Source organism: Luteimonas sp. MC1895, from assembly GCF_016457215.1.
GTDB lineage: Bacteria > Pseudomonadota > Gammaproteobacteria > Xanthomonadales > Xanthomonadaceae > Luteimonas.
In genome coordinates, this window is sequence record NZ_JAEMDY010000003.1 from 62738 (window position 1) to 89132 (window position 26395).

General features: G+C 72.6%; 27 protein-coding genes and 1 pseudogene. 7 read left to right on the forward strand and 21 right to left on the reverse strand.

The genetic code is table 11. From position 1 onward, the window contains the following. Window positions 1-14: 14 nt before the first annotated feature. The 6 genes and pseudogenes from JG616_RS08270 to prmB all read right to left on the reverse strand — a co-directional run. Window positions 15-1832, reverse strand: a complete 1818-nt coding sequence (locus tag JG616_RS08270; RefSeq protein ID WP_343224999.1) for a FimV/HubP family polar landmark protein — start codon at window positions 1830-1832, stop codon at window positions 15-17. 67 nt (window positions 1833-1899) lie between these two features. After that, the gene (locus JG616_RS08275) at window positions 1900-2916 is read right to left on the reverse strand and encodes an aspartate-semialdehyde dehydrogenase (RefSeq protein ID WP_199392289.1); all 1017 of its coding nucleotides are present in this window, start codon (window positions 2914-2916) and stop codon (window positions 1900-1902) included. A 47-nt stretch (window positions 2917-2963) separates the two neighbouring features. Beyond that, entirely contained in the window at window positions 2964-3707 is a 744-nt protein-coding gene (locus JG616_RS08280; protein ID WP_199392290.1) for a rhodanese-like domain-containing protein, read from the reverse strand. A gap of 42 nt (window positions 3708-3749) precedes the next feature. Further along, entirely contained in the window at window positions 3750-4748 is a 999-nt protein-coding gene (locus tag JG616_RS08285; RefSeq protein WP_199392291.1) for a D-glycerate dehydrogenase, read from the reverse strand. Further along, window positions 4741-5850: a chorismate synthase gene (aroC, locus tag JG616_RS08290; RefSeq protein ID WP_343225000.1), complete on the reverse strand. Its 1110-nt coding sequence runs from the start codon at window positions 5848-5850 to the stop codon at window positions 4741-4743. The genes JG616_RS08285 and aroC overlap by 8 nt, the downstream gene beginning before the upstream one ends. Window positions 5851-5989: 139 nt before the next feature. Beyond that, window positions 5990-6904, reverse strand: a pseudogene (gene prmB / locus JG616_RS08295) (50S ribosomal protein L3 N(5)-glutamine methyltransferase); the annotation flags it as partial. 108 nt (window positions 6905-7012) lie between these two features. Here prmB and JG616_RS08300 point away from each other — a divergent pair. The 3 genes from JG616_RS08300 to JG616_RS08310 all read left to right on the forward strand — a co-directional run bounded on the left by JG616_RS08300 (window position 7013) and on the right by JG616_RS08310 (window position 10395). Further along, window positions 7013-7660 carry an SCO family protein gene (locus tag JG616_RS08300; protein WP_199392293.1) on the forward strand — a complete coding sequence of 216 codons (648 nt, stop codon included), beginning with the start codon at window positions 7013-7015 and terminating at the stop codon, window positions 7658-7660. Beyond that, a complete protein-coding gene (gene asd / locus JG616_RS08305) occupies window positions 7657-8505 on the forward strand; it encodes an archaetidylserine decarboxylase (RefSeq protein ID WP_199392294.1) in 849 nt (282 codons plus the stop codon). Before JG616_RS08300 ends, asd begins: the two co-directional genes overlap by 4 nt. A gap of 69 nt (window positions 8506-8574) precedes the next feature. After that, window positions 8575-10395, forward strand: coding sequence for a DEAD/DEAH box helicase (locus JG616_RS08310; protein ID WP_199392295.1), 1821 nt, complete (start codon window positions 8575-8577; stop codon window positions 10393-10395). A gap of 12 nt (window positions 10396-10407) precedes the next feature. Here JG616_RS08310 and JG616_RS08315 read toward each other — a convergent pair whose 3' ends face one another. Then, window positions 10408-10584, reverse strand: a complete 177-nt coding sequence (locus JG616_RS08315; RefSeq protein ID WP_199361863.1) for a hypothetical protein — start codon at window positions 10582-10584, stop codon at window positions 10408-10410. 148 nt (window positions 10585-10732) lie between these two features. Here JG616_RS08315 and JG616_RS08320 point away from each other — a divergent pair, with 148 nt between their 5' ends. Beyond that, window positions 10733-11914: an NAD(P)/FAD-dependent oxidoreductase gene (locus JG616_RS08320; protein ID WP_199392296.1), complete on the forward strand. Its 1182-nt coding sequence runs from the start codon at window positions 10733-10735 to the stop codon at window positions 11912-11914. Between the two features lies 1 nt (window position 11915). Here the strand turns inward: JG616_RS08320 and JG616_RS08325 are convergent, their stop codons facing one another. The 6 genes from JG616_RS08325 to JG616_RS08350 form a co-directional block, all read right to left on the reverse strand. After that, complete coding sequence (locus JG616_RS08325; RefSeq protein WP_199361861.1) at window positions 11916-12527, reverse strand: hypothetical protein; 612 nt, start codon at window positions 12525-12527, stop codon at window positions 11916-11918. 60 nt (window positions 12528-12587) lie between these two features. Next, on the reverse strand, window positions 12588-13475 hold the full coding sequence (locus tag JG616_RS08330) for a hypothetical protein (protein WP_199392297.1): 888 nt from the start codon (window positions 13473-13475) through the stop codon (window positions 12588-12590). Beyond that, entirely contained in the window at window positions 13472-13846 is a 375-nt protein-coding gene (locus JG616_RS08335) for a DUF6164 family protein (protein ID WP_199392298.1), read from the reverse strand. Before JG616_RS08335 ends, JG616_RS08330 begins: the two co-directional genes overlap by 4 nt. Before the next feature lie 72 nt (window positions 13847-13918). Continuing rightward, window positions 13919-14509, reverse strand: coding sequence for a hypothetical protein (locus JG616_RS08340; RefSeq protein ID WP_199392504.1), 591 nt, complete (start codon window positions 14507-14509; stop codon window positions 13919-13921). A 17-nt stretch (window positions 14510-14526) separates the two neighbouring features. After that, on the reverse strand, window positions 14527-15375 hold the full coding sequence (locus JG616_RS08345; protein ID WP_235973065.1) for a transferase: 849 nt from the start codon (window positions 15373-15375) through the stop codon (window positions 14527-14529). A 27-nt stretch (window positions 15376-15402) separates the two neighbouring features. Beyond that, window positions 15403-15669: a DksA/TraR family C4-type zinc finger protein gene (locus tag JG616_RS08350; RefSeq protein WP_199392299.1), complete on the reverse strand. Its 267-nt coding sequence runs from the start codon at window positions 15667-15669 to the stop codon at window positions 15403-15405. A gap of 138 nt (window positions 15670-15807) precedes the next feature. Between JG616_RS08350 and JG616_RS08355 the strand changes: the two genes are divergently transcribed. Together JG616_RS08355 and JG616_RS08360 are read left to right on the forward strand one after the other, a co-directional pair. Beyond that, window positions 15808-17208 carry a mechanosensitive ion channel domain-containing protein gene (locus JG616_RS08355; protein WP_199392300.1) on the forward strand — a complete coding sequence of 467 codons (1401 nt, stop codon included), beginning with the start codon at window positions 15808-15810 and terminating at the stop codon, window positions 17206-17208. A 188-nt stretch (window positions 17209-17396) separates the two neighbouring features. Further along, window positions 17397-17642, forward strand: a complete 246-nt coding sequence (locus JG616_RS08360) for a hypothetical protein (RefSeq protein WP_199392301.1) — start codon at window positions 17397-17399, stop codon at window positions 17640-17642. Between the two features lie 36 nt (window positions 17643-17678). On the opposite strand, the gene JG616_RS08365 is transcribed toward JG616_RS08360, so the two are convergent. The 7 genes from JG616_RS08365 to JG616_RS08395 form a co-directional block, all read right to left on the reverse strand. Continuing rightward, window positions 17679-17984 carry a hypothetical protein gene (locus JG616_RS08365; protein ID WP_199392302.1) on the reverse strand — a complete coding sequence of 102 codons (306 nt, stop codon included), beginning with the start codon at window positions 17982-17984 and terminating at the stop codon, window positions 17679-17681. Window positions 17985-18333: 349 nt separating this feature from the next. Next, a complete protein-coding gene (locus JG616_RS08370; protein WP_199392303.1) occupies window positions 18334-19596 on the reverse strand; it encodes a TIGR03862 family flavoprotein in 1263 nt (420 codons plus the stop codon). A gap of 5 nt (window positions 19597-19601) precedes the next feature. Further along, on the reverse strand, window positions 19602-19940 hold the full coding sequence (locus JG616_RS08375; protein ID WP_199361852.1) for a zinc ribbon domain-containing protein YjdM: 339 nt from the start codon (window positions 19938-19940) through the stop codon (window positions 19602-19604). Between the two features lie 26 nt (window positions 19941-19966). After that, window positions 19967-21226: a 5-demethoxyubiquinol-8 5-hydroxylase UbiM gene (ubiM, locus tag JG616_RS08380; RefSeq protein ID WP_199392304.1), complete on the reverse strand. Its 1260-nt coding sequence runs from the start codon at window positions 21224-21226 to the stop codon at window positions 19967-19969. Window positions 21227-21294: 68 nt separating this feature from the next. Next, window positions 21295-21576, reverse strand: coding sequence for a hypothetical protein (locus tag JG616_RS08385; protein ID WP_199392305.1), 282 nt, complete (start codon window positions 21574-21576; stop codon window positions 21295-21297). 176 nt (window positions 21577-21752) lie between these two features. Further along, complete coding sequence (locus JG616_RS08390; protein WP_199392306.1) at window positions 21753-22262, reverse strand: ferritin-like domain-containing protein; 510 nt, start codon at window positions 22260-22262, stop codon at window positions 21753-21755. Window positions 22263-22401: 139 nt separating this feature from the next. Then, complete coding sequence (locus JG616_RS08395; protein WP_199392307.1) at window positions 22402-23262, reverse strand: MBL fold metallo-hydrolase; 861 nt, start codon at window positions 23260-23262, stop codon at window positions 22402-22404. A gap of 172 nt (window positions 23263-23434) precedes the next feature. On the opposite strand from JG616_RS08395, the gene JG616_RS08400 reads away from it, so the two are divergent. After that, window positions 23435-24136: a DUF4142 domain-containing protein gene (locus tag JG616_RS08400; protein WP_199392308.1), complete on the forward strand. Its 702-nt coding sequence runs from the start codon at window positions 23435-23437 to the stop codon at window positions 24134-24136. 66 nt (window positions 24137-24202) lie between these two features. On the opposite strand, the gene JG616_RS08405 is transcribed toward JG616_RS08400, so the two are convergent. Further along, complete coding sequence (locus JG616_RS08405) at window positions 24203-26314, reverse strand: M13-type metalloendopeptidase (protein ID WP_199392309.1); 2112 nt, start codon at window positions 26312-26314, stop codon at window positions 24203-24205. Between the last annotated feature and the right edge of the window lie 81 nt (window positions 26315-26395).

A 26395-nucleotide genomic window follows, 5' to 3' on the forward strand; every position in this document is an offset into this window, starting at 1 on the left:
CCATGGCTCGTCCGTCAGGCGATGCCTTCCAGCAGGCGCGATGCTTCCGCGCGGGCGGCCGGATCCCCGGCTTCGGCGACTTCGCGCAGCAGGTCGCGGGCGGTGTCGGTATCGCCCAGGTCCAGGTAGGCGCGGGCCAGTTCGATGCGCTCGCTGCCGCCGGGCGCCGGATCGAGCGCCGCGATGGCCGCCGCGTCGTCCGCGGCCGCGCCGGAGTCGCGCGCTGCCGGCACGTCGTCGGACGGCGTCGCGGGGACGGTGCTGTCCGCATGCCATGCCGGGACGCCGGCCGGAGCCGGTGGCGGCGCGACCGGCGGGGCCGGTGCGTCGGCGCCGCCCCCGCGCGGCGGCGAGGCCGCGGCCAGGGTGGCGGTGTCGAAGCGCGGGCGCGGAGACGCCTTCGGCGCGCGGCGGACCAGCAGCCAGGCGGCGGCGGCCACGAGCAGCAGGCCCAGGCCGATCCAGACCCAGGGCAGGCCCGCTGCAGCCGAGTCCTCGGGTCCGGTCGCCGCGGCGGTCTCCGGAGGAGTGCCCAGACGCTCCTGGACCGCGGCAAGCTCGCTGTCCTTCAACGTCAGCAGCTGCGCCTGCTGGGCCTGCAGGCGCTCGAGGTCGGCGACGCGCGCCCGGAGCTCGGCCACTTCGGCGTCGCGTGCGGCCAGGGTTTCCTGGCGCTGTTGCAGCTCCTGCTGCAGTTCCTGTCGAAGCATCTCGCCCTCGCCACCGGCCTGGATGCCGGATCGTATGACTGCCTGCTGGCCGTCGCCGGCCGACGGCGGCACGATTTCGAGCCGCGCGTCCGCGGTCCGCTGCGCGGGCGTTGCCGCGGCGGGCTCCTCCTGGCGCGCGACGGGAGCGGCCGCCGTCGCCTCGTCGGCGCCGGGCTGCGCGGCGTCGGGCTGCGGAGCCGGCCGGGTCATGTCGCGCCAGGCGGCGATCTGCTCGCGCATCAGCGCGCGGGACTCGCGCGGGTCCAGCGCCGCGATTTCGCCGCGATCCGGGATGCGCAGCACCGCACCCTGGCGCATCAGGTTCAGGTTGCCGGCGATGAAGGCCTGAGGATTGGCGCGGAACAGCGCCACGATGGCCTGTTCGCGGCTGACCCCGTCACCGGCCAGGCCGCCGGCGATCGCGCCGAGCGTTTCGCCCGCGCGGACCGGGCCGTATTCGCCAGGCGTGGACGCGGCGGCTGGCGCGGCGGTTGCCGGGGTCGCGGTCGCGCGCTGCGGGGCCGCTTCGGCCGCCCCGGCCTGCGGCGGCGGCGTCGGTGCCGGATCGGCAGCCGCCGTCTCCTCGCGGACCTCGTCCGCCGGCACCGGCTCGGCGTCGGCCGCGGTCGGCGTGCGCACGATCGCGTTCGACGGCACCGCCACCGGTGCCTCGATCGCCGGCTGGGCTGGCGCGGAGACGGTCTGCGGCGCGTCCACCAGCGCGGAATACTCGCGCACCAGGCGGCCCTGGCCCCAGTCGACCTCGACCAGGAAGGTGAGCGCCGGCTGGGTCACCGGCTCGCGCGTGGTGACGCGGATGACCGGGTTGCCGCGTGCATCCAGCGCCACCGCGAACTCGAGCCCCGACACCACCGCATCCGGCGCGGCAAGGCCGATCCGGCGGAAGGTCTCCGGCGACGCCAGGCGCGCGCGCAGCTGGTCGAGCTCGGCCGGATCGCTGGACACGACCTGGATCTCGGCCAGCAGCGGCTCGCCGGCACGCGACTTGACCTCGATGCGGCCGAGCCCGAGGGCCAGTACCTGGCCGGCAAACAGCACCAGTGCCAGCCCGCACAGGGCCGCCCAGCGCAGTGCTCGCTGCAATCGCGGTGTCGTGGTCACGCCTTCCCCCGTCATGTCGCGTGGACTCTAGCGGCCCCGGCACTGCGCTGGCAACGCGGACGCGCCATCAGCCCTCGCCCGCCACCAGTTCCGCGACCTGGACCGCATTCAAGGCCGCACCCTTGCGGATGTTGTCGGCGACCACCCACAGGTCGAGTCCACGCGGGTGCGAGATGTCCTCGCGGATGCGGCCCACGTAGACCGGATCGTTGCCCGAGGCGTGGGTCACCGGCGTCGGATAGCCGCCCGGCACGCGCTCGTCCACCACCTCCACGCCCGGCGCCGCTTCCAGCAGCGCGCGCGCCTGCGCGGCGGTGAGCTTCTCGCGGGTTTCGACGTGGATGGCCTCGGCGTGCCCGTAGAACACCGGCACGCGCACCGCCGTCGGATTCACCTGGATCGCGTCGTCGCCGAGGATCTTGCGCGTCTCCCAGACCAGCTTCATCTCCTCGCGGGTGAAGCCGTTGTCCATGAACTCGTCGATGTGCGGGATCAGGTTGAAGGCGATCTGTACCGGGAAGCGGCTGGCTTCCGCGCCCTGGAACCCGAGCAGGGACGCGGTCTGCCGCCCGAGCTCCTCCAGCGCCTGGCGCCCCGCGCCCGACACCGACTGGTAGGTCGCGACGTTGATGCGCTCGATGCCCGCGGCGCGGTGGATCGGCGCCAGCGCGACCACCATCTGCATGGTCGAGCAGTTCGGGTTGGCGATGATGCCGCGCGGCCGCTGGCGCGCCGCCTGCGGATTGACCTCGGCGACCACCAGGGGCACGTCGGCATCCATGCGGAAGGCCGAGGAGTTGTCGATCACCACGGCGCCCGCGGCGGCGAACTTCGGCGCGTATTCCTTCGAGACCGCGCCGCCGGCGGAGAACAGCGCGATATCCACGCCCGCGGGATCGAAGCCGGCCAGGTCGCGCACCAGCACCTCGTCGTCGCCGAACGCCACCGTCGAGCCGGCCGATGCGGCGCTGGCCAGGGCGACCAGCTCCGCGACCGGGAAGCCGCGCTCGGCCAGGATCGACAGCATGGTTTCGCCCACCGTGCCGGTCGCACCGACCACGGCCACCCTGTATTGCCTGCCCATCGCCACTCCGGTTTCGTCTTCGCGCGGCGGCGCCGCGCAGGTGGCCATTATCGCGCGTTGGCGTCGGCAGCGGCGCCCAGCGCCGGATCGAGGGCGATGCGCTCGTCGAAGACGAAGCAGCTGCCTTCGTAGCCGAAGTCGCCCATGGCCTCGAACCAGCCCAGGATCCCGCCCTCGAGCTGAAGCGCGTGGGGATAGCCGGCAGCGCGCATCCAGTTGACCGCCTTCTCGCAGCGGATGCCGCCGGTGCAGAACCCGACCACGGTGGCATCGGCCAGCGCATCGCGATGCGCTTCCAGCGCGCCGGGAAGTGCCGTGAAGCTGTCGATCGGCAGGGTCAGGGCGCCGGCGAAGCTGCCGTGGCCGACCTCCTCGCGGTTTCGGGTGTCGAGCAGCACCAGCCGGCGGCCGGCGTCGTCGTGGCCCTGCCCGATCCAGCGCGCCAGGTCGGGCGGCGCGACGGCGGGCGCCCGACCATCCAGTGGCGACGCACCCTCGCGGCGGAAGCTGATGATCTCCGGCTTGCGCTTGACCTTCAGCCGCGCGAACGGGCGGGTCTGGCTCCGGCTCAGCTTGGCCTCGAGCGCGTGGAAGCGCGGATCCTCGCCCAAGCGCGCGAGGAAGACCTGGACGTCGCCGGCCTCGCCGGCCAGGAACAGGTTGATGCCTTCGTCCGCGACCAGCACGGTACCGAGCAGCGCCAATTCTTCCGCAAGCGCGCGCACCCGGGCGACGACGGCGGCGGGGTCGTCGATGGCGACGAAACGGTAGGCGGCGATGCTGGTGAACATCGCCGCATTCTACGTGCAGCCGCGGGGCGGGCCGATCCGGCCCTACCCGCCCACGGGGCTCGGCGGTCGCCCTGCATCCGGCCCGAAGCCCATCGCCGCAATCAGGTTGTCCACCGCCAGCGACACCATCGCGCGGCGCGTGGACAGGCTCGCGCTGGCGATATGCGGCGTCAGGACGACGTTGCGGCACGCAAGCAGCTTCGGATTGACCGCCGGCTCGCCTTCGAACACGTCCAGCCCCGCCGCGGCCAGCCGGCCCGACTGCAGGGCGTCGGCGAGCGCGTCCTCGTCGACCAGGCCACCGCGGGCGATGTTGGTCAGCGTCGCGGTCGGGCGCATGCGCGCCAGCGCGGCGCCGTCGATGATGTGGTGGGTCTGCGCCGAGTACGGCAGCACCAGTACCAGGTGGTCGGCTGCTTCCAGCAGCGCGTCGCGCGCCACCCAGCGCGCCGCACACGCCTGCTCGATGGCATCCGGCAGCCGCGTCCGGTTGTGGTACAGCACGCGCATGCCGAAGCCCCGGGCGCGCCGAGCGATGCCCTGCCCGATCCGCCCCATGCCGAGGATGCCAAGCGTGCTGCCGTGGATCCCGGCGCCCAGCAGCTGGTGGAAGCCCCAGCCCTGCCAGTGGCCTTCGCGCAACCAGGCTTCGGCTTCGGTGATGCGCCGCGCCGCGGCCATCATCAGCGCGAAGCCGAAGTCGGCGGTGGTTTCGGTCAGCACGCCGGGCGTATTGGTGGCGATGATCCCGCGCGCGGCCAGGGCGGCGACGTCGAGGTTGTTGTAGCCCACGCCGACGTTGGCCACGGCGCGCAGCCGCGGAGCGCGGGCGATCTCGGCTTCGCCGATGCGGTCGTTGAGCGTGACCAGGGCGCCGTCGCACGCAGCCAGCGCCGCCGCGATCGCCGCCGGGGCGTGGTCGGTGACGACCGGCGTGCGGGTGACGTCGAACCAGGCGTCCAGGCGCGCCTCGATATCCGGATACAGCGGCTGCGACACCCAGACCCGCGGCCGCTGGACGCCGGGTCGCGTCTCAGCCATGGCGCGGGCCGTCGGGCGCCGCCGGAATGCGCGGGGCCACCGCGCCGACGTCGCCGCACTGGGCGCGGTGGCGCAGCGCCTGGTCCATCAGTTCCAGGGCCAGCATCGCCTCGCAGATCGGCGTCGCGCGGATGCCGACGCAGGGGTCGTGGCGGCCGGTGGTGACGATGTCCACGACCTGGCCATCGACGTCCAGGCCCGCCACCGGCAGGCGCAGGCTCGACGTCGGCTTGAAGGCCACCGAACACGTGACCTGCTGGCCGCTGCTGATGCCGCCCAGGACGCCGCCGGCGTGGTTGGACAGGAAGCCCTCGGGCGTCATCGCGTCGCGATGCACGCTGCCGCGCTGCGCGACGCTGGCGAAGCCGTCGCCGATCTCCACGCCCTTGACCGCGTTGATCGACATCATCGCCGCGGCGATGCCGGCGTCGAGCTTGCCGTAGACCGGCTCGCCCCAGCCCGGCGGCACGCCGTCGGCGACCACGGTGACGCGCGCGCCGACCGAGTCGCCGGACTTGCGCAGCGCGTCCATGTAGCGCTCGAGCTCCGGCACCTGCGCGGCATCGGGCCAGAAGAACGGATTGCCCTCGACCGCGTCCCAGTCGAAGCCGCGCGGCGTGACCTCGCCGATCTGCGCGAGATGGCCGCGGACGGTCACGCCGTGGCGCTCGGCCAGCCACTTCCTGGCGATCACGCCCGCGGCGACCCGCATCGTGGTCTCGCGCGCCGAGCTGCGGCCGCCGCCGCGGGGGTCGCGGATGCCGTACTTGTGCCAATAGGTGTAATCGGCATGGCCAGGGCGGAACCGGGCGCCGATCGCGGCGTAGTCGCGGCTGCGCGCGTCGGTGTTGCGCACGAGCAGGGCGATCGGCGTGCCGGTGGTCAGGCCCTCGTGGACGCCGGACAGGATCTCGATCGCGTCGTCCTCGCGCCGCGCCGAGGTATGCCGGGTGCGCCCGGTGGCGCGGCGCCCGAGGTCGCGCGCGAAGTCGTCCGACGCCAGCGCGATGCCGGGCGGGCAGCCATCGACCACGCAGCCGATCGCCGGCCCGTGGGATTCACCGAAGGTGGTGACGCGCAGCAGCTGCCCGAAGCTGTTCACGGCCGCGCCCCGCGCGCCAGGCCCGCGGGCAGGCCCATCAGAACAGGCTGTCCGGATCGATGCCGGCTGCCGGATGCGGCGGCGCGGGCGTCGGCGATGCGGCCCGCGCGGCGGACGCTTGCGCGGGCGTGCCGCGCCCACGCTCGGCCGCCAGCTGGGCGATGCGCGCGTTGTGGGTCACCAGGTCGTGGCGCTCGACCACGAACACACCCATCTGCCCGACCTTGAACTCCACCCACATCAGCGGCAGCTCCGGCAGCAGGCGCGACAGCGCGCGCTCGGCCTCGCCGACCTCGCAGATGAGCAGGCCGTCCTCGGACAGGTGCAGCGGCGCGTCGCGCAGGATCTCCAGCACCAGGTCGAGGCCGTCGTCGCCGGCACGCAGGCCCATCTCGGGCTCGTACGAATACTCGCGCGGCAGCGCGTCGGTCTCGTCGTTGGTGACGTAGGGCGGGTTGCTGACGATCAGGTCGTAGTGCTCGCCCTGCAGCGCCGAGAACAGGTCGGAGCGCAGGAAGCGGGTGTTGTGCACGTCCAGGCGGCGCTCGTTCTCGCGCGCCAGGGCCAGTGCGTCGTCGCTCAGGTCGACGCCATCGACATGCCAGTCCGGGTTCCAGTGCGCCATCGCGATCGCGATGCAGCCCGAGCCCGTGCACAGGTCCAGCGCGCGACGCACGTCGCGGCCCGCCAGCCAGGGCTCGAAGCCCGACTCGATCAGTTCGGCGATCGGCGAGCGCGGAACCAGCGCGCGTGGATCGCTCTTGAAGCTGAGCCCCGCGAACCACGCCTCGCCGCACAGGTACGCGGCCGGCATGCGCTCCTCGATGCGGCGGATGAAGAGGCCGAGCACGTCCTCCTTCTCGGCCTCGGTCACCCGTGCCTGTCCGTAGACCGGACTGAGGTCGTGCGGCAGGTGCAGCGCGTGCAGGGTGAGCTGGGTCGCTTCGTCGAGCGCGTTGTCGTAGCTGTGGCCGAAGGTCAGGCCCGCCGCGTTGAACCGGCTGGCGCCGTAGCGGATCAGGTCGATGATGGTCTGGAGCTGATGGGTCGTCATGGCGCGCGTTCGCGGCGCTTTCCGCCGGGGCCACGCAGTATATAGGGAAGCCACGCTCCCTCCCCCGCGGGCCGCTATGATGGCCCGCCCCCGACGCCACGAGGCACCATGTTCAACCGCAGCATCCTGATCGTGCTGGTGATCGCCCTCGCCGCCGGACTCGGCCTCGTCGCCTCGCAGCGCTGGTTTGGCAGCCCCGCCGAACCCGCCGGTCCCGAACTGGAAACGGTGCGCCTGTTCCCGCAGGCCCGCGAGATCCCGCCCTTCGCCCTGCAGCAGTCCGACGGCACCCAGCTGGTGCCCGGGGAGCTGCACGGCCACTGGACCCTGGTGTTCCTCGGCTTCACCCACTGCCCCGATGTCTGCCCGACGACGCTGGCGGACCTCGCGCGTGCGCAGACCGCCTGGGAGGCCCTGCCGGAGGCGCGCCGCCCGCGGGTGCTGTTCGTCTCCGTCGACCCGGAGCGCGACACGCCGGACCGGATCGGCGAGTACGCGGCGTTCTTCCATCGCGACACCCTGGCGGCAACGGCCGACGTGCCGGCGCTCGAGGCCTTCGCGCGCGGGCTGTCGCTGGTGTTCATGAAGGTCCCCGGTCCCGACGGTGCCCCCGGGGACGCCTACACGATCGACCACTCGGCGGCGCTCGCGCTGCTGGACGCCGAAGGCAGGATGGCCGGCGTGGTCCAGGGTCCGCTCGATCCGGCCGCGATCGCGCGCGACCTGGCCGCACTCACCGGCGAGGTGCTGCCGTGAGCCTGGTCACCGCGCTGACCTACGCGCTGCCGCACCGCCTGCTGTCCGGCGCGGCGCGGCGGCTGGCCTATTCGGATCACCCGCGCCTGCGCGCCTGGCTGATCGACACGGTGGTGCGGCGCTTTGGCGTGGACCTTTCGGAAGCGGCGCAGTCCGACCCGGCGGCCTACTCCACCTTCAATGCCTTCTTCACCCGTGGCCTGCGCGAGGGCGCGCGCGTCGCCGATCCCGACCCCGAGGCGATCCTGATGCCGGCCGACGGCCGCATCAGCCAGTGCGGCGCGATCGAGGACGGCCGCATCTTCCAGGCCAAGGGCCGCTCGTTCACCGCGACGGAGCTGCTGGCCGACGCGACCGCCGCTGCCCCCTACGATGGCGGCCTGTTCGCCACGGTCTACCTGTCGCCGCGCGACTACCACCGCGTGCACATGCCCTGGAACGGCCGCCTGTTGCGCACCGTGCACGTGCCGGGCCGGCTTTTCAGCGTCGGCCCCGACGCGGTCGCCCGGGTGCCGCGGCTGTTCGCGCGCAACGAGCGCCTGGTCTGCCACTTCGCCACCGACTTCGGGCCGATGGCGGTGGTCATGGTCGGCGCGCTGCTGGTCTCCGGCGTCGAAACGGTCTGGAGCGGGGAGGAAATCCCGGCTTACGGCGATCGCGTCACCAGCAAGGATTACCTGGGTGGCGCCACGGTCGAACTCGCGCGGTTCCAGGAAATGGCGCGCTTCAACTACGGCTCGACGGTGATCGTGCTGCTGCCGCCGGGGGTCGCTGCACTCGCCCCCGGTCTCGGCGCCGAAACCGCCGTGCGCCTCGGCCAGCGGCTGGCGACGCGCCTGCGCTGACGGCACGGATGCGCGCTCCGGCGTAGAATCGCAGCCCGCAAGGCCGTCCCGGCCGCATCGAGGCCGCAGATGAGTTCCGACGCCCCCACCATTCTGTTCACCGATCTTGGCCTGCCGCAGCCCCTGCTGCAGGCCCTGACCGCGGTGGGCTACGAAGCCCCTTCGCCGATCCAGGCCGCGACGATCCCGCCGCTGCTGGCCGGCCGCGACGTCCTTGGCCAGGCGCAGACCGGCACCGGCAAGACCGCGGCCTTCGCGCTGCCGGCCATGGCCCGCCTCGACCCGACGGCGCGCAAGCCGCAGGTGCTGGTGCTGGCGCCGACGCGCGAACTGGCGATCCAGGTCGCCGAAGCCTTCCAGAAGTACGCCGCCTTCCTGCCTGGTTTCCAGGTGCTGCCGATCTACGGCGGCCAAGGCTACGGGCCGCAGCTGCAGGCGCTGCGTCGCGGCGTGCAGGTGATCGTCGGCACGCCGGGGCGCGTCATCGACCACCTCGAGAAGGGTTCGCTGGACATCTCCGAGCTGCGCCTGCTGGTGCTCGACGAGGCCGACGAGATGCTGCGCATGGGCTTCATCGACGACGTCGAGGCCGTGCTCGCGCGCACGCCGGAGACGCGCCAGGTGGCGCTGTTCTCGGCCACCATGCCGCCGCCGATCCGGCGCATCGCGCAGACCTACCTCAAGGATCCGGTCGAGGTCGCGATCAAGTCCGCCACCAGCACGGCGCGCAACATCCGCCAGCGCTACTGGATGGTCAGCGGCACCAACAAGCTCGACGCGGTGACCCGGATCCTCGAGGCCGAGCCCTTCGACGGCATGATCGTGTTCACGCGCACCAAGATCGCGACCGAGGAGCTGGCCGAGAAGCTGCAGGCCCGCGGCTTCGCCGCCGCGGCGATCAACGGCGACATCGCCCAGGCGCAGCGCGAGCGCACCATCGCCCAGCTCAAGGACGGCAAGGTCGACATCCTGGTCGCGACCGACGTCGCCGCGCGCGGCCTGGACGTCGATCGCATCAGCCACGTGCTGAACTATGACGTGCCCTATGACACCGAGAGCTACGTCCACCGCATCGGCCGCACCGGCCGCGCCGGGCGCAGCGGCGAGGCGATCCTGTTCATCGCCCCGCGCGAGCGCAACATGCTGCGCTCGATCGAGCGCGCCACCCGCCAGCCGATCGAGCAGATGGAGCTGCCGACGGTGGAGAACGTCAACGACGCGCGCATCGGCAAGTTCAAGCAGTCGATCACCGACACCCTGGCCGCGGGCGGGCTGACGCTGTTCCAGTCGCTGGTCGAGGACTACGAGCGCGAGTTCAACGTGCCGGCGGTGGAGATCGCCGCGGCGCTGGCGAAGATGGCGCGCGGCGACGTGCCGCTGCTGATGGAGGCGCCCAAACGCGACCCGAGGCCGGCGCCGGCGTTCGGCGAGGATCGCGGCTTCCGCGACCGCCCCGGCCGTCCCGAGCGCCCCGAGCGCGGCGACCGCGGTGACCGGCCCGCGTTCCCGAAGAAGGAGCGCACGGCACGCCCGCCCCAGGCCGGCATGCAGACTTTCCGGGTCGAGGTCGGCTACGACCACGGGGTGAAGCCGGGCAACATCGTCGGCGCCATCGCCAACGAGGCCAACCTCGAGGCGAAGCACATCGGCCGCATCGAGATCTTCGAGGACCACAGCCTGATCGACCTGCCTGACGGCATGCCGCAGGAGACCATGACCCACCTCAAGGGCGTCTGGTGCGCGGGCCAGCAGCTGCGGATCACCAGGGACGGCGAGGCGCCCGACACGGCCGGCAAGGTGCCGGGCCGCAAGCCCTTCGCGAAGAAGACCTTCGGCAAGAAGCCGTTCCCGCCGCGGACGCCGCACCGCAAGGGCCCGCGCCCGGAGTAAACGCCTGGGCCCTCAGGGGCCCAGCACGTGGATCACCTCGTCCAGTGGCGGCCAGCCGAACATTGGCGCCAGCCACCAGTACGCGGCAACCACGATCAGCACCCACAGCGCGAGCTTCAGCACGACGCCGGCGACCTTGAACGCCAGGTAGAGCCCGATGATGACCGCGACCAGGCCGAGCCAGGTCACGGGCGCATCCCTGTGTGCGCGTTCGTTCGCTGTGCGCGGAGCGTGGGCTGGGGAGGTGGCGGATGATCTGGCTGGTCGTGCATCGGGACATTCTACTTCGGGGTCATCGGGGCGTCGGGGCGGGAGACCGCCGGGCTATCCTGTCGCGATGACGATTTCATGCGATGTGCTGGTCATCGGGGCCGGCGCCGCCGGGCTGATGTGTGCGATGACCGCGGGCCGGCGCGGACGCGGCGTGCGGGTCATCGAGCGCGCCAACCGGCCGGGCAAGAAAATCCTGATGTCGGGCGGCGGCCGCTGCAATTTCACCAATACCGGCACCACGCCTGCCAACTTCATCTCGGCCAATCCACACTTCTGCAAGTCGGCGCTGGCGCGGTATCGACCCGCCGACTTCATCGACATGGTCGACCGCCACGGCATCGCGTGGCATGAGAAGGAGCTGGGGCAGCTGTTCTGCGACGAGTCCTCGAAGCAGATCGTGCGCATGCTGCTCGACGAATGCGGCGATGCCGGGGTCTCGATCGAGACCGGCTGCGACGTGCACGCGGTGACGCGGGAGGGGGACGGCTTCCTCGTCGACACCGCCCGCGGGCGGGTCGCGGCGGCGTCGCTGGTGGTGGCGAGCGGCGGACTGTCGATCCCGAGCCTGGGCGGCAGCGGCTTCGGGTATGCGCTGGCGAAACAGTTCGGCAACGCGGTGCTACCGACGCGCGCAGGCCTGGTGCCGCTGGTGCTCACCGGCAGCCACGCGGAGCGCCTGGAAGGGCTCAGTGGCGTCGCGCTCGAGGTCGAGGCCGTCGCGCGCGGCCCGTGCTTCCGCAACGCGATGCTGGTCACCCATCGCGGGCTCAGCGGGCCGGCGATGCTGCAGGTGTCCTCGTACTGGGAACCGGGCCAGCCGCTGGCGATCGACCTGCTGCCCGGCTTGGACGCCCTGGAATTCCTGCGCGCGCAGCGCGCGGCGCGTCCTGCGAGCGAACTGCGCACCGTGCTGGCCGAACGCATGCCCAAGCGCTTCGCGCAGCGGCTGTGCGAGCACTGGCTGGGGGACCGGCCGCTGCGCCAGTTCGACGAGCCGATGCTGGCGCGCGCGGCCGCCGCGCTGTCGGCGTGGCCGGTGGTGGCCAGCGGGACCGAGGGCTACCGCACCGCGGAAGTCACGCTCGGCGGCGTCGACACCGACGGGCTGTCATCGACGACGATGATGTCGCGCAGCGTGCCGGGCCTGTATTTCATCGGCGAAGTGGTCGACGTCACCGGCTGGCTGGGCGGCTACAACTTCCAGTGGGCCTGGGCCTCGGGCCACGCGGCGGGCACGGTGGCCTGACTCAGCGCGCGGCTTCGTAGCTCGTCGCGGCGCACAGCCGGGTATCGGTGGCGGTGGCGGCGGGAATGCCGTCGCCCTGCAGCGCGAGCAGCTTGACGACGCGGATGCCGGCCTCCTCGTAGCTGGCCAGCGCCAGGAAGCCGGTCTTCATGCTGCCGCAGAAGCCCTGGCCGTCGGCGCGCACTTCGTCCAGCACGCGCCGCAGCTCCACCGGCTGGCCGGCGTCGATGCTCATCATGTCGGCGTAGCGCTCGCCGGCGCTGTATTCGTCGCCACCGCGCACGATGGCCATGCGCTCGGTGACGAAGGCCGCGCCGTTCTCGCCGGTGATCCGCGAGTCGCCGATGTCCAGCGCGCCGGTCATCGCGGTGGAGACGCGGTCGGCCGGCACGAAGCGGCCGATGGCCACTGGCTGCAGGGTGGGCGGCGCGGCGCGCTCGGTCGGCGCCTTGCCGGGATCGGGCTCAAGCGAATTGCGCGGCGACGGCGTCGGCGCGCTGGTCGCGGGCGGCTGGTCCTGGCCGGCGGCGGGCACGTCGTCGCGCGCGCAGCCGGCGGACACGAGGCAGCCGAGCGCGAGCACGGCGATGGCGAAGCGGTCGAGCAGTTCCAAGCGGGAGTCCGGGGGGCGTCGGGTGCGCGCCGATGATAAGCGCTCGGCGACCACCGCGCGTCAGGGGTCGACCCGGGGTTGCGGAGCCGTGGGAAGTTCGGGCGTGGTCTCGCTGAGGATGCGCAGGCTCTCTTCGGCGCGCCGGCGCCGCGCGTCCGCGGCTTCGGGATCTTCGTCGTCCGCTTCCGCCCCACCCTGCGCGGCGCGCAGCGGAGCGCCGGGGAACGGCTGCATCGGGCCGCCGCCCGCGGACGCGCCGTTACCCGGCCTGCACTCGCCCAGCAGCGCGCCGGCCGAGACCTGGTCGCCCGCGACTTCCTGCACGCGGACCGCGAGGCCGGCCACGTCGCCGTGCGTGCCGAGGCGGCGGCAGGCCTCGGCGATGGTCGCGTGCCCGGTGCCGCGCGACGCCATCACCAGCAGCATGGTCATGCGGTCCACCCAGCCCGCCGCGCGCACGCCGGGAATGTCGGCGACGTCGCGGCGCGCGGCCTCGCGGCGGATCGCGCTGCCCCGGTCGGCCAGAAGGACCTGGCGATGCACCTCGGCCCCGAGGTCGGCCAGCCGCGCGACGGCCGCCGCGCCGTCGCCGGCCCTTGCGTCGCGGTCGATGGCGTCGAGCCCGGCGGCCGCGTCGCCGTCGGGGTTGTCCGCGTCGCCGTCGGGGTTGCGCGCGTCGCCAGCCGGTTCCGCGACCAGCGGCGCTCCGGCCTCGGCGCTCCCGGCCGGAGCGCCCTCGGCCGGCCTGCTCTCGACCGCTCCGTCGACTGCACGACGGTTCGCATCCGCGCCCGGGCGCAGCCAGTCGCGCACATGCTGGTAGCCGAACCACGGCAGCACCAGCACCAGCACGGCCAGCAGCCAGAAGGCCCGTCTTGCGTTGCGCCGCCTGCGCAGGGCGGAGCGGTCCGGCCAGTAGGGTGTCCTGCCCGGCCGGCTCGGGCTCACGTCCCGGCCCGCCCCAGCAGCACCACCGGCAGTGCCACGAGCAGCAGCAGGCCGACGATGCCCAGCAGTACCGCAAGCACCCGCAGCGGCTCGCGGCGGAACATGTCGGCAAACGTGTCCGCGCTGCCGTCCTCCACCGCCTGGGCATGTTCGGCGCGCGCGCGCGCCTGGCGGGCCGCCTGGTAGTCGTCCATCAGCCGCCGCGCCTGCGGGTAATCGGCGTCCTCCGACACCCAGATGCCGCCGTAGGAGATGCCCCAGCGGCTGGGCCGGGTTTCGTGGAAGGCGATGGCGTGCGCACGCAGGAAGCCGCGGACCTCGTCCGCCTCGTCCTCGGGCACCATCCGCATGTTGAGCAGGAGCTTCGCCATCGTGCACAGGATACCCGCGGCCCATGGCAGGCGCGCGAGCCCTGCGTCGCAGGTCGGTCCCGGCGTGGCTCGTCAGTCCCGCCCACCCATGGCGCGGCGCAGGTTGGCGCGGGCCGCGGCGTCCAGACGCGCGTGGAAGAAGTCACCGAGATAGATGCGTTCACGGCGCAGGAGGCCGCGCAGGAAGCGCCGCCGGTTGATCCGGTACAGCCAGCCGGGCACGGCGTCGCGGTATTCCTCTGCGATCGCGCGGTCGTAGGCGTCGAAGGCGGCGGCATCGGCGCCGAGGATGGCCATGTCGCAGTCGAGGAAGTTGCGGCGGTCGTCGCCGTCTGGGCCGTCGCCGAGCGCCTCCGGCGACAGCGCGCCATGGCGGGCGGTCAGCTCGATCAGGTCGACGACATGCGCCACGTCCAGGCCTGCGTCGGGCAGCCAGCGCGCGATGCCGTGCACGGCCAGTTCGGCCGATCGCGCCTCGTTGTCGCGGCGGCCGGGCTGGTAGACGGCGTCGTGGTAGAGCATCGCCAGCCAGGCCTCGCGCGGACGCGCCCAGCCCGGGCCGGCGGCGACCTCGTCGAAGTGGCCCAGCAGCGCTTCCACGTGGCCGAAATGGTGGTAGGCGCGCGGGGGCGTGGCGTAGGCGGCGCGCAGCGCGTCGAACATGCCGGCGGGCAGCGGGATCAGTTCGCGCACGGCCCTGCCCCGCGCCGACGCAGCGCCTGCGCGATGCGTTCGATGGCGACGGCCAGCTCGCGCCGGGCTTCGCCGGTGAGCGCCGCGTCGACGGCGGCGATGCAGGCGTCGCCGCCATCGGGAGTCGCCCCGGTCCAGGCGAAGGCGACGCGGTTGCTCATCTTCTCCTCCTCGACGACCAGCACCCGGTCCGCGCCGAAGGCATCGCGCAGCCGGCGGATGCGCGGCTCCGGGTCAGCGCCGTGCAGGTTGCTGGCCATGACGCCGCCGGGCACCAGCGCGTCGCGACAGGCGGCGTGGAAGGCCGGCGTCGACAGCGCGGGTGGAATGCCCGCGGCGTCGTAGCCGTCCACCAGCAGCACCTCGTAGCGCCCGGGCCTAGCCGCGATGAAGCGGGCGCCATCGTCGAGCACGACCTCGAGGCGCGCGTGGTCGTCCGGGATGCCGAAGTCCCGGCGCAGCGCGATCACGCCGGGATGGTTTTCCACGACCTCGAGCCGTGCCTGCGCGACGTGGCGATGCAGGAACTTGACCTGCGACCCGCCGCCGAGCCCGACGATGCCGATCCGCGCCGGTCGCGGCTGCCACAGCAGCGCCGCCAGCATGCTCCGCGTGTAGTCCACCAGCAGGCGGTCGGGATCGCCGGCGGCCATTCGGCTCTGGGTCTGGCCGCGCACGAACTGCAACGAGACGTAGCCGCGATGGCGGCGCAGGCGCGCAGGCGGCAGCGGAAGCCCGGTCGGATCCACCGCGGGCCCACCGCGCAGGCGGGCGAGCACGCCCTGGAGCCAGCCGGGTCCCTGTCCCTTGATCGCCACCCGGTTCTCCCGTCGCATCCGGACGCGAAGCCTAGCAGCGCCGCCTCAGCGCAGCTGGCTGTCCTTGCTGCCGCGGCGGTTGTAGCCGGCGTGCCCGGCCTCCTCCTCGTCGAACGCCTCCTGGCAGGCCACGCACAGCCGCACGCCGGGCACCGCCTTGCGGCGTGCCTCGGGGATGGGGGTCTCGCACTCCTCGCACGCGGCGCGCCCCGGACCGGTCCCGAGGCGGCTGCGCGCGCGCTCGATGGCGTCCTTCACCGTCGCGTCGATCTGGTCCTGCACGGCGCCGTCGCCTGCCCAGCCGGTGGCCATGGTCTGCTCCTGCACGTCACGGTGGCTCCAGCTTCGGTTATCGGGGCGGTGGATGGCGTGCACAAGTGCGGCGTCCGGGCAGGCCGGCCGCGACCCCCCGCAGGCGCAGCCTTCACCGCGGCATGCGAGCATTGATCCATGCGCACCCGCCTTTCCGGACCCCTCGCCGCCCTCCTGTTCACACTCGCCCTGGGCGTCGGGGCCGCGTCGGCCCAGGACGCCGCGCCACCGGCTGGACTGCCCGATGCGGCCGGCCTGCCCGATGCGGCTGGACTGCCCGATGCGGGTGATCCTCTCGATACGGCTGAAGCCGTGTCCGCAGACCTGCTGGAGAGCCGCCGCCTGGCCCAGCGCCTGCAGGACACGGGCCTGGCCGACGTTTCGGTCACCGTGCGCGACGGCGTGGCCGAGCTCCAGGGCGTGGTGCTGGCGCCGGAAGACCGCGAGCGTGCCGCGCAGGTGGCCGCCCAGCAGCCGGGGATCGCCCGCGTCGACAACCGCGTCGTCCTCAGCACGCGCTTTACCGACCGCGTCGCCACCGCCTCGGAACTGGCCCTGGACAAGGTGACCCGGCTGCTCGCCGCCCTGCCCCTGCTGCTGGTCGCGATCGCCGTCGTGGCCCTGGCCTGGTGGTTCGGAAAGTGGCTGGGCCGGCGCCTGGGCGCCCGCATCGCGCGCCGCAACTGGCAGTCGGAGAATCCGTTCTTCGCCAGCCTGGTGCAGCAGCTGGTGCAGTGGCTGGTCCTGCTGGGCGGCGTGCTGGTCGCGCTCGACCTGCTCGGCGCAACCGCGCTGGTGGGCGCGGTGATGGGTTCGGCCGGCGTGATCGGCCTCGCGCTGGGCTTCGCCTTCAAGGACATCGCCGAGAACTACGTCGCCGGCGTGCTGCTCAGCATCCGCCGTCCGTTCGCGCCGGGCGAGCTGCTGCGCATCGACAATGCGCACGAAGGCAAGGTCGCGGCCCTGACCTCGCGCGCCACCGTCCTGGTGACCCACGATGGCAACCGGCTGACGCTTCCCAATGCGCTGGTGTTCAAGTCGGTGGTGCTGAATTTCTCCAGCAATCCGAAGCGGCGCCTCGAGTTCACCATCCCGCTCGACGTCGAGGAATCGATCCGCCACGTGCAGGAGATCGCGCTCGACGCGATCCGTGCGATCGACGGCGTGGCCAGCGATCCCGGTCCGTCATGGACCGTCGATGCCTATGACGCCGGCGGCATCACCCTGCGCTTCTTCGCCTGGGTCGACCAGCGCCAGTGCGACCTCGGCAAGGTGCGCAGCGAGGCGATCCACGCCGTGCGCACGGGCCTGGCCGACGCGGGCGTGCGGACGCCGCGCAACATCCAGTACACGACCGAGCTCGTGGACGGCGCAGCGCCGGCGCCGCACCCGCACCCGCACCCGCATCCGCGCGAGGCCGCGGCCGACATGTCGGTCAACCGCGACCTCGACGCGCACCTGGTGGCCGAGCAGCGGGCCCACGCGAGCGAAGACCTGCTTCCCGAAGACGAGCCCGTGGTCGAGCCTTCGCCGCGCTGATTCGGATTATTCCTACCCCGGAAACGCGAAGTCGCCGACGGGCGACCGGACGGTGGTGGCGCAAGCTTGGGACGCCCCGGCAGCACGGCCCTGCACCGGTCACGGATGCCGCTCAGCAACGGAAACGGCCGCGACCTTGAGCAAGTCGTGAAGCTGGGCCGGGGCTCCCCCAACATCGAGGCACGCCCATGGTCGAGATCAAGCAGCTTGCGGCCGGCTTCCAGGTCTGCGGCGCGACGTTCGACGAGGTCTTCCACAGCCGGTTCAAGGCGACCATGGCGGCCCACGCGGTCGCGCTCGGCGACGCCACGGCCAGCGGGCGCCCTGTGGCGATCATCCTGCCCAGCGACTGGGGCGACACCATCCTGGTCGAACCCGGCCGGGTGGCGCCAAGGGCGGTCTCCGCGGACACCCTCGGTGCGGCTCGCGGCTGAGGCTGCGGGCGCGTTCGCCGACGCGCCCGGCTCGCCTCAGCCTTCCGACGGCCGCGGCGGCGGCATGTCCGCCGGACGCGCACACCCGCGCGTCGGACCCACGCCGTCGACGACCAGTTCGCCCGAGTAGGGAAAAACCGCGCCCGACATGCTGTCCTGGCAGGGACCGGGGGCGAGCCGGACCTCGATCGTCCCGGCGCCGTCGCGGGCTTGGACCACGCGCGTGCCGTCACCGGCCTCCTCGCGCTCGATCGCGAAGCGCCGGCCCGCGACTTCGGGACCGTCAAGCACCACCGCGCTGTCTTCCACGCGGGCCTGCCAGAACGGCTCGTTGGTCGACATCAGGAAGGCCGGCGGGAGCACCGTCGTGGGCGTGGGCGTCGGCGTCGACCTCGCGTCGGACGTGGCCGTGTCGGACGTGGCTGCGTCGGGAGCATGGGCTGGCGGCGTGGCCGGCGACGCGACGGGAGCCCCGGCGGTCGGCCCGGCAGGCGCGGCAGGCGCGGCAGGCGCGGCAGGCGCGGCAGGCGCGGCAGGCGCGGCAGGCGCGGCAGGCGCGGATGGTACGCGCTCGCAGCTCCCGAGTACGAGCGCCGCGAACAGGCAGGTCAGGACGGGTCCGCGCTTCATGGTTGCCTCTCACGGTTCGGATCTGGACGGAGCAGCATGCCCCATCGGGCTGCCGACGGCGTCAGGCCCGGGACAGCCAGCGCAGCACGCCGCCGGCCGCGACGTGGCCGCTGGCGAAGCAGGCGGTCAGCAGGTAGCCCCCGGTCGGCGCCTCCCAGTCGAGCATCTCGCCCGCGGCGAAGGTTCCCGGCCGCGCGCGCAGCATCAGCTCCGCATCCAGCGCCTCCAGGCGCACGCCGCCGGCGCTGCTGATCGCCTCGGCGATGGGCCGGGGCGCGCGCAGGCGCAGCGGCAGCCGCTTGGCCGCGGCGGCCACGGCCTGCGGATCATGCAGGGCGTCGGCGCCGAGCACCTCGCGCAGCAGGCCCGCCTTGACGCCGTCCAGGCCGGCGGCGCGACGCAGGTGTTCGGACAGGCTGCGCTTGCCGCGCGGGCGCGCCAGTTCGCCCTGCAGGCGCGCATTGTCGCGACCGGGGGCGAGGTCCAGCTCGACGACCGCGTGCCCCTCGCGCTCGATCCGGTCCCGCAGCGCCGCCGAGATGGCATAGACCAGGCTGCCCTCGATCCCGTGCGCGGAGACCACGCACTCGCCCTGCAGCGCATGCAGGCTGTCGTCGGTCTCGCGCCAGTGCGCGATGACCGGCTTCAGCGGGGCGCCGGCGTGTCGCTGCGCGAAATGCGCCGACCAGTCCACATCGAATCCGCAGTTGGCCGGCCGGAGCGGCGCGAGGTCGATGCCGGCTTCGCGCAGCAGGTCCTGCCACGCGCCGTCCGAGCCCAGCTCCGGCCAGCTGCCGCCGCCCAGCGCGAGCACCGTCGCATCGGCCTCGAAGATCCGCTCGCCGTCCGGCGCCTCGAAGCGCAGGCCTCCGCCGTCGGTCCAGCCTGTCCAGCGGTGGTGCACGTGCAGCTGCACGCCCTCGGCGCGCAGCCGGCGTACCCAGCCGCGCAGCAGCGGTGCGGCCTTCAGGTCGCGGGGGAAGACGCGGCCCGAGCTGCCCACGAAGGTCTCGACGCCCAGGCCAAGCGCCCAGGCGCGGAGCGCGTCGGCGTCGAAGGCGTCCAGCCAGCCGGCCACCTCGCCGGCGCGCTCGCGGTAGCGGCTGGCGAACAGCGCGGGCGGATCGGAATGGGTGAGGTTGAGGCCGCCCTTGCCGGCGACGAGGAACTTGCGGCCCACCGACCCCTTGGCCTCGAAGACGTGCACCTCGCAGCCCGCCGCGCGCAGCCGCTCGGCCGCGAACAGCCCGGCCGGCCCGCCGCCGACCACGGCGACGCGGCGACCCGGTGCCGGGGCCATGTCGAGGGCGGACGCCGCGTCCATGGGAATCAGGCCTTGCGCAGGAAGCAGGTTTTCAGCACCAGGTCCTTGATCCGGTCGGAGTGGCCCTCGATGTGCTCGGCGTCGTCCTCGACCAGGCGGATGTTGCGGATCACCGTGCCCTGCTTGAGCGGAATCGACGAGCCCTTGACCTTGAGGTCCTTGATCACGACCACGGTATCGCCGGCCGCCAGCGGATTGCCGTTGACGTCGCGCACCACCGGGGCATCGCCCGCCGCGCCGTCGCCGGGCGCCCACTCATGGCCGCAGTCGGCGCAGACCAGCAGGGCGCCATCGGCATAGGTGTTCTCCAGTCCGCATTGCGGACAGGCGGGGATGGCGGGCATGGCGGCTCCAGCGTGCGTGGGGCCGTTCATTGTAGCCGCGGGCCGCCGGCGGCCCTGGGCCGCAGCACCGCCAGGCCACGACGCAGGCGCTCCAGCGGCGTCGGATCGACGGGTCCGTCGTCGAGCAGCACGTCGGCCAGCGCGCGGCGCAGCGGCGGCAGCGCGCGTCCGGCCCCGATGATCGCGCGGCGCAGCGGTCGCAGCAGCGCGCGGTCGTCGGTGAACACACGCACCACCAGCCCGGTTCCGAGGAACAGGGCGGCGCAGCCGGCGCGGTGGCGCCGCTGGTAGCGCGCCAGCAGGCCGGGTTCCGCCGGATCGCCATGGCGCGCCATCGACTCGGCCACGATCGAGGCCAGGCGTTCGACGCTGGCCAGGCCGAGGTTGAAGCCGTGCGCGGTGACCGGATGCATGCCGACGGCGGCGTCGCCGACGAGTGCGAAGCGCTGGCCGACGAAGCGGTGCGCCCAGGTCGCAACCAGCGGCCAGGCGTGCACCTCGCCTTCGAGGACCATGCGGCCGAAGCGGCCGCGATATCGCTGCTCCAGCTCCCGGGAAAACTCCGCGGGATCCAGCGCCACCAGGCGCTCCGCTTCGGCCCCGGTGACGGTGAGCACCGCGGAGGCCAGGCATTCGCCGAGCGGCAGCAGGGCGCGCGTCTGGCCCTCGCCGAACCATTCCCAGGCCACGCCACCGTGCGCCAGTTCCGGTCGGACGCGGCAGACCAGCATGGTCTTGCCGAAGTCGTGCATGGCCACGGGAATGCCCAGCGCCCGGCGGGTGGCCGAGAAGCGGCTGTCGGCCGCCACCAGCAGCGGCGCTTCGAAGCGCCGCCCGTCCTCGAGCACCACGGCGGCGCTGCGCGAACCCGCGGTAACCGATGCCACGCACGCATCGAAGTGCACGCGGATGCGCGGATCCGCTTCGACCATCGCCCAGGCCGCGGCGCGGATGTCGCTGTTGGCGATCAGGCTGCCCAGGGCCTCATGGCCGAACGGCGCGGCATCGACCTCGAAGCCCTCGCCGGCATCGCCATCGGCCACCCTGGCGCGCACCAGCGGATGCACGCGGCCGGCCTCGATCCGGTCGAGGACCCCGAGCTCGCGAAGGATGCGCAGCGAGCCACGGGTGAGGGCGATTTCGCGCCCGTCAGGCGCCGGGCTGGCGATCGCCGACCGCGGCTGGCGCTCGATCACGTCGACCTCCAGCCCGCGCAGCGACAGCGCGCGCGCCAGGCACAGGCCGGCGGGGCCGGCACCGACGATGAGGATGGACGGCTCGGACATGCAGCGCTCCGGATCGGACGGGAGCGTGCAAGCCTAGGATGGCCGGCAGGGCCGGACCCTGACCGCGGTCAAGCGGTCGAGCGGTCCCGCGCGGCGGCATGCACCGCCGGCTCGGCGAGGAAGCGCCCGACCTGGTACCAGACCAGCAGTGCGCCGCCGCCGATGGCCAGCGCGCAGAGGCCGTTGCCCGGCTGCGCCAGGTACAGGGCGGTGGCCAGTCCCGCCGTGAGCGTAAGCCATGCCCATGCCTGCCAGCGCTGCAGCAGCGCCCGCCGCGTCTCGCGGCCGATGATGTCCCTCGCCTGGGCGGCGGGGATCCCGTATTCCTCGCTGATCACTTCCGGATGCATCGCGTGGCTGGCTCCTGTGGCTGTTCGGACTGCGGACCTCGGTGGGACGGACGACGTGGGTGCCCGATTACGCCACGGAACGGGGGCCGAAGAAAAGGGGCGGCCACATCGCCGCCCCGCAGGCCCGTCTGGAAGTGCAGTGCGCCGCCGCGCCGCCGCGCGCCCCGCCGCCCGGACTAGCGCTTCGCCTGCAGGTCGGCCTGCTCGCGCTCGAGGAAGGCTTCGATCAGCTGCGGCTGGCGCTCGAACAGCCAGTCGGCCATCGCCTGCTCCTGCTCCAGGATCGCCTGGCAGACCCGCTCGACCTCGTCCTGCCCCACGCGACGGGCGGCCACGACCAGCGCGCGATACGTGGCGATCTCCATGTGTTCGAACGCGTAGCTGATGCCGATGCCCTTCGCAACTTCGTCGCTCATCATCGCGTTGCCGGCCGCATGTATGGCCGCCATCCCCTTGGCGATCGTGCTCTTCGCGGTGGGAAGGCTCCCTCCGAGCTGTTCGATGCACGCCGCGACCTGCGACGCCTGCTGGCGGGTTTCCTCGATGTGCTGCTCGATCCGCGTCCGCAGCTCCGGGTAGTGTTCGATGCGCGAAGCCATCGCAGCCATCATCGTCTCGGCCTCCTGCTCCATCGCATAGGCGTCCTGCAGCCAGCTGAGCAAGCGCTCGTGGTTGTGCGTGGTCATGTGCGTTCTCCGTTCAATGTGCGGGCCATGCAACAGCAGGCTGCGTCGCACGCCGGTGAGCGCCGGCCGTGATGCGGCACGTCCGTGCCGGCAACCGACGGCAGGTCTTCACGGCGTGTGGACCGGGTCCCACGCGCTGTCAGGCGCCCGAAGATGCAGGTGTCGATGCAGGCCGCATGGAAAGCCGCTCGAACTCGGCCACGTCGTGCGACGAGAACAGCGTCAGCTCGCTGGCATGTGCCTGCCGAAGGGCACGCAGGCGGGCCTGGTTGTGCAGGCGCGCCGGCCGGTCGAGCTCCATCATCCACTGGTAGGCGCGCAGGCCAGGCGGGCACTTCGGCTCGGAGCGCATTTCCTGCTCGTGGAAGTAGGCGTCGCCGGCGAGGAAGCGCCAGCCTGTACCCGTGTCGACCGCGACGCCGGCATGTCCGTGCGTGTGCCCCGGCAGTGGCACCAGGAGGATCTCCGGAGGCAGGCCGGCAAGATCACGCACGGCATCGAAGCCCATCCACGGTGCGCCAGCTGCGCCGTCGTAGACCCGCCAACGCCCACGGCTGGCCCACTGCTGCGGGCGGAAGCGCTGACGGTCCAGCCATGAAGCCTGCGCGACAGCGTGGTCGCGCTCGCGGGCGAGCATGTGCACGGTGGCTTCCGGGAAGTCATCCAGTCCGCCGGCGTGGTCGAAGTCCAGGTGCGTGAGCACGATGTGGCGCACGTCGCGCGCGGCATGGCCGAGGGCCTCGACCTGGCGGACGGCAGTCATCGCCTCCCTGAACCCGGGCGCGACCAGGGCGAGAAAAAAGGCGCTCAGGCGTCCGCGTGGATCGCGTACGTCCTGCAGGCCCAGTCCAGTGTCGATCAGGACCAGGCCAGCTGGCGTTTCGACCAGCATGCAATGGCAGGCAAGGTGACCCCGCTCCACGAGGCCGCGGGTGCGCCCATCCATCAGGCGACCGCCGAGCGGGCACGTGGAAATGCAGTTGAGATGGTGAATGCGCACTTGCCACTCCTCACCCCCGGACCAGCCCCGAGCATGGAGAGCACGCCATGGGGCCTGCGTGACGCGACGCTGCCACCGGACGCGCGTTGTGCGCTTTTTTCACAGCCATGTTTCACAGGCGCGTCCGCTCACGGGGAAGAGGGTCACACCTCCCCCACGCGAGAAGCCCACCATGAACAAGACGACTCCCCTGCTCTACGCGCTGCTTCCCTTGGCCCTGGTGGCCTGCCGGGGCGGCGACGATGCCGGCCAGCAGGACCCGGCAACCGGCACGGCCGCCGCGGGCATGGCTGACGGCGGTGTCGCCGCGACCACGGATGCGACCGCGGGCGACGCCACCGCGTCCGCGGCGATGGATCCCACCACCGGAACCGCCATGGCCTCCGGCGACGCCGATCACAAGGCGCTGCTCGCCGTGCAGGAAGTCGACCGCCACGAGATCGCCGCGGCCGAGGACGCACTTTCCAAGAACGTCGAGGGCGAGGTGCGGCGCTATGCCGAGACGCTGCGCGACGAGCACACGCGCAACCTCGAGGCGACCACCCGGCTGATGGGTGACGACAGCGGCAGCGCCGGAACCAGCGCCGCGATGGCACATGGCGCCGGCGGCAGCGACGCAGAGCTCGCGGCCATGCGCCAGAAGCACGAAGCCGAGCGCACGCGGCTCGCAGCGCTGGAAGGCGAGGCATTCACCACGGCCTGGGTCGACGCGATGGTCAAGGGTCATGAGGAGGCCCTGGCCAAGCTCGACAGCGAGCTGATTCCCGGCGCCAGCGACGCGGGCGTGTCGCAGCACCTGCGCGATACCCGCGCGGCCATCCAGCGGCACCTGGATACGGCGCGCTCGCTGCAGGGCGGCGCTGGCGGCATGTGAAAACAACGAGGGGCAGGCCACTGGCCTGCCCCCCGTCGATATGCGGGAATCAACGACGCGACGGCGTCACCAGATCCGGACGCGATCCTCCGGCGCGATGTACAGCTTGTCGCCTTCGCTCACGTCGAACGCGTCGTACCAGGCATCGATGTTGCGCAGCGGCGCGAACGCGCGGATGTGCCCCGGCGAATGCGTGCCGTTGACCAGCTGCTGGCGCAGCGCATCGTCACGCCACAGGGTGCGCCACACCTGGGCCCAGCCCATGAAGAAGCGCTGCTCGCCGGTGAAACCGTCGATCTCCGGCGCGTCCCTGCCGTCGAGCGAGCGGCGGTAGGCCTCCAGCGCGATCGTCAGGCCGCCGAGGTCGCCGATGTTCTCGCCCATCGCCACCTTGCCGTTGATGTGCATGCCCGGCAGCTGCGGGAACGCATAGGCCTCGTACTGCGCGCCCAGCTTCGCGGCCTCGGCCTCGAACTTGGCGGCGTCGTCCGCCGTCCACCAGTCACGCAGCAGCCCGGCGCCGTCGGACTTGCGCCCCTGGTCGTCGAAGCCGTGGATGATCTCGTGGCCGATCACGCCGCCGATGCCGCCGTAGTTCACCGCCGGATCCGCGTCGGGATCGAAGAACGGCGGCTGCAGGATCGCGGCCGGGAACACGATCTCGTTCTTGACCGACGAGTAGTAGGCGTTGACCGTCTGCGGGGTCATGCCCCACTCGGCCTTGTCGACCGGCTGGCCGATGCGCGCGCGGTCATAGTCCCATTCGAATGCGGCTGAACGCAGCGCGTTGCCGAGCACGTCGCCTTCCCTGACCTCGAGCGCGGCGTAGTCGCGCCAGGTGTCCGGGTGGCCGATCTTGAGCCCGAAGCCGGCCAGCTTGGCGCGGGCCTCGGTCTTGGTGTCCTCGCCCATCCAGGCAAGCGTGTCCAGCCGCGCGCCCATGGCGGCCTTCACGTTGGCGACCAGCGCGTCCATCTTGGCCTTGGCGTCCGGCGGGAAGTACAGCTGCACGTAGTCGCGGCCGATCGCCTCGCCCATGGCCTCCTCGGCATGCGCCACGCCGCGCTTCCAGCGCTCCTTCTGTTCCGGCTGGCCGGACAGGAACTTCGAACGGAAGTCGAAGTGCGCGTCGACGAATGCCTTCGACAGCAGCGGCGCAGCCTGGTCGGTGACGTGGAAAGCCTGCCAGGCCTTCAGCGTGTCGAGGTTGGCCTTGGCGAACAGCGCGGCCAGCTTCGGAATGGCGCTGTCCTGGCGGACCACCGCACGCTCGGCCTGGCCGACGCCCGCGGCGGTGAAAAAGCGCTCCCAGTCGAAGCCGGGCGCGGTGGTCGCGAATTCGGCGCGCTCGACCGGGTTGTAGGTGCGGCTGCGGTCGCGGCTCTCGGCGCGGGTCCAGTGGGCTTCGGCCACCGACTTCTCGAAGTCGAAGACGCGCTGCGCGTTGCCCTTCGGATCGTCCCAGCCGGCCAGCTCGAGCAGCTGGCCGATGTAGGCGACGTAGCGCTCGCGCTGCGGCGCGAACTTCTCGTCCAGGTACATCTGCCGGTCGCCCAGGCCCAGGCCAGACTGGCTCATGTACAGCGTGTAGCGGTCCGGATCGCGCTGGTCGTCGGAGACGCCGAGGCGGAACAGCGTGGCACCGACGCTGCCGGAGGCCGCACCCATCAGGTCGGCCAGCACGTCGCGGTCGGCGGCTGCGCGGATGGCGTCGAGGTGCGGCGCCAGCGGCTTCGCGCCCTGCGCCTCGATCGCGGCCTCGTCGAGGAAGCCGCGGTACAGCGCGGCGACCTTGGCCGCGTCGCCGGTCGCGGCGGCGCCCTGCTCCACATAGCCCTCGACGAGCCCGCGCACGCGCGACTCGGACAGGTCGCGCAGGGCGAGGAACGAGCCGTACATCGACTTGTCGGCGGGGATTTCGGTGTCGGCGGCCCACGTGCCGCTCACGTAGCCGAAGAAGTCGTCGCCGGGCGACACCGAGGTGTCCATGCCGGCCGTGTCGACGCCCCAGGTCCCCATGCGGGTGGCGGCGACGGCACCGCCCGACGCGCCCGCGGCGTCCACGTCGACCAGGGCCACCAGGTGGCAGGCCTCGTCCAGGCAGCGGTCATGCGCGGCGACGGGCGCGACGGCACCGCAGGTGAGCACGAGGGTGGTGGCAAGGCTGAGCAGCGACATCTTCAAGGTGGAACCTCCGGCGCGGAATGGGGCGGAACTGTGCGCCCGCGGATGCGCGGGCCCGGGGCGAGTCTAACCGCC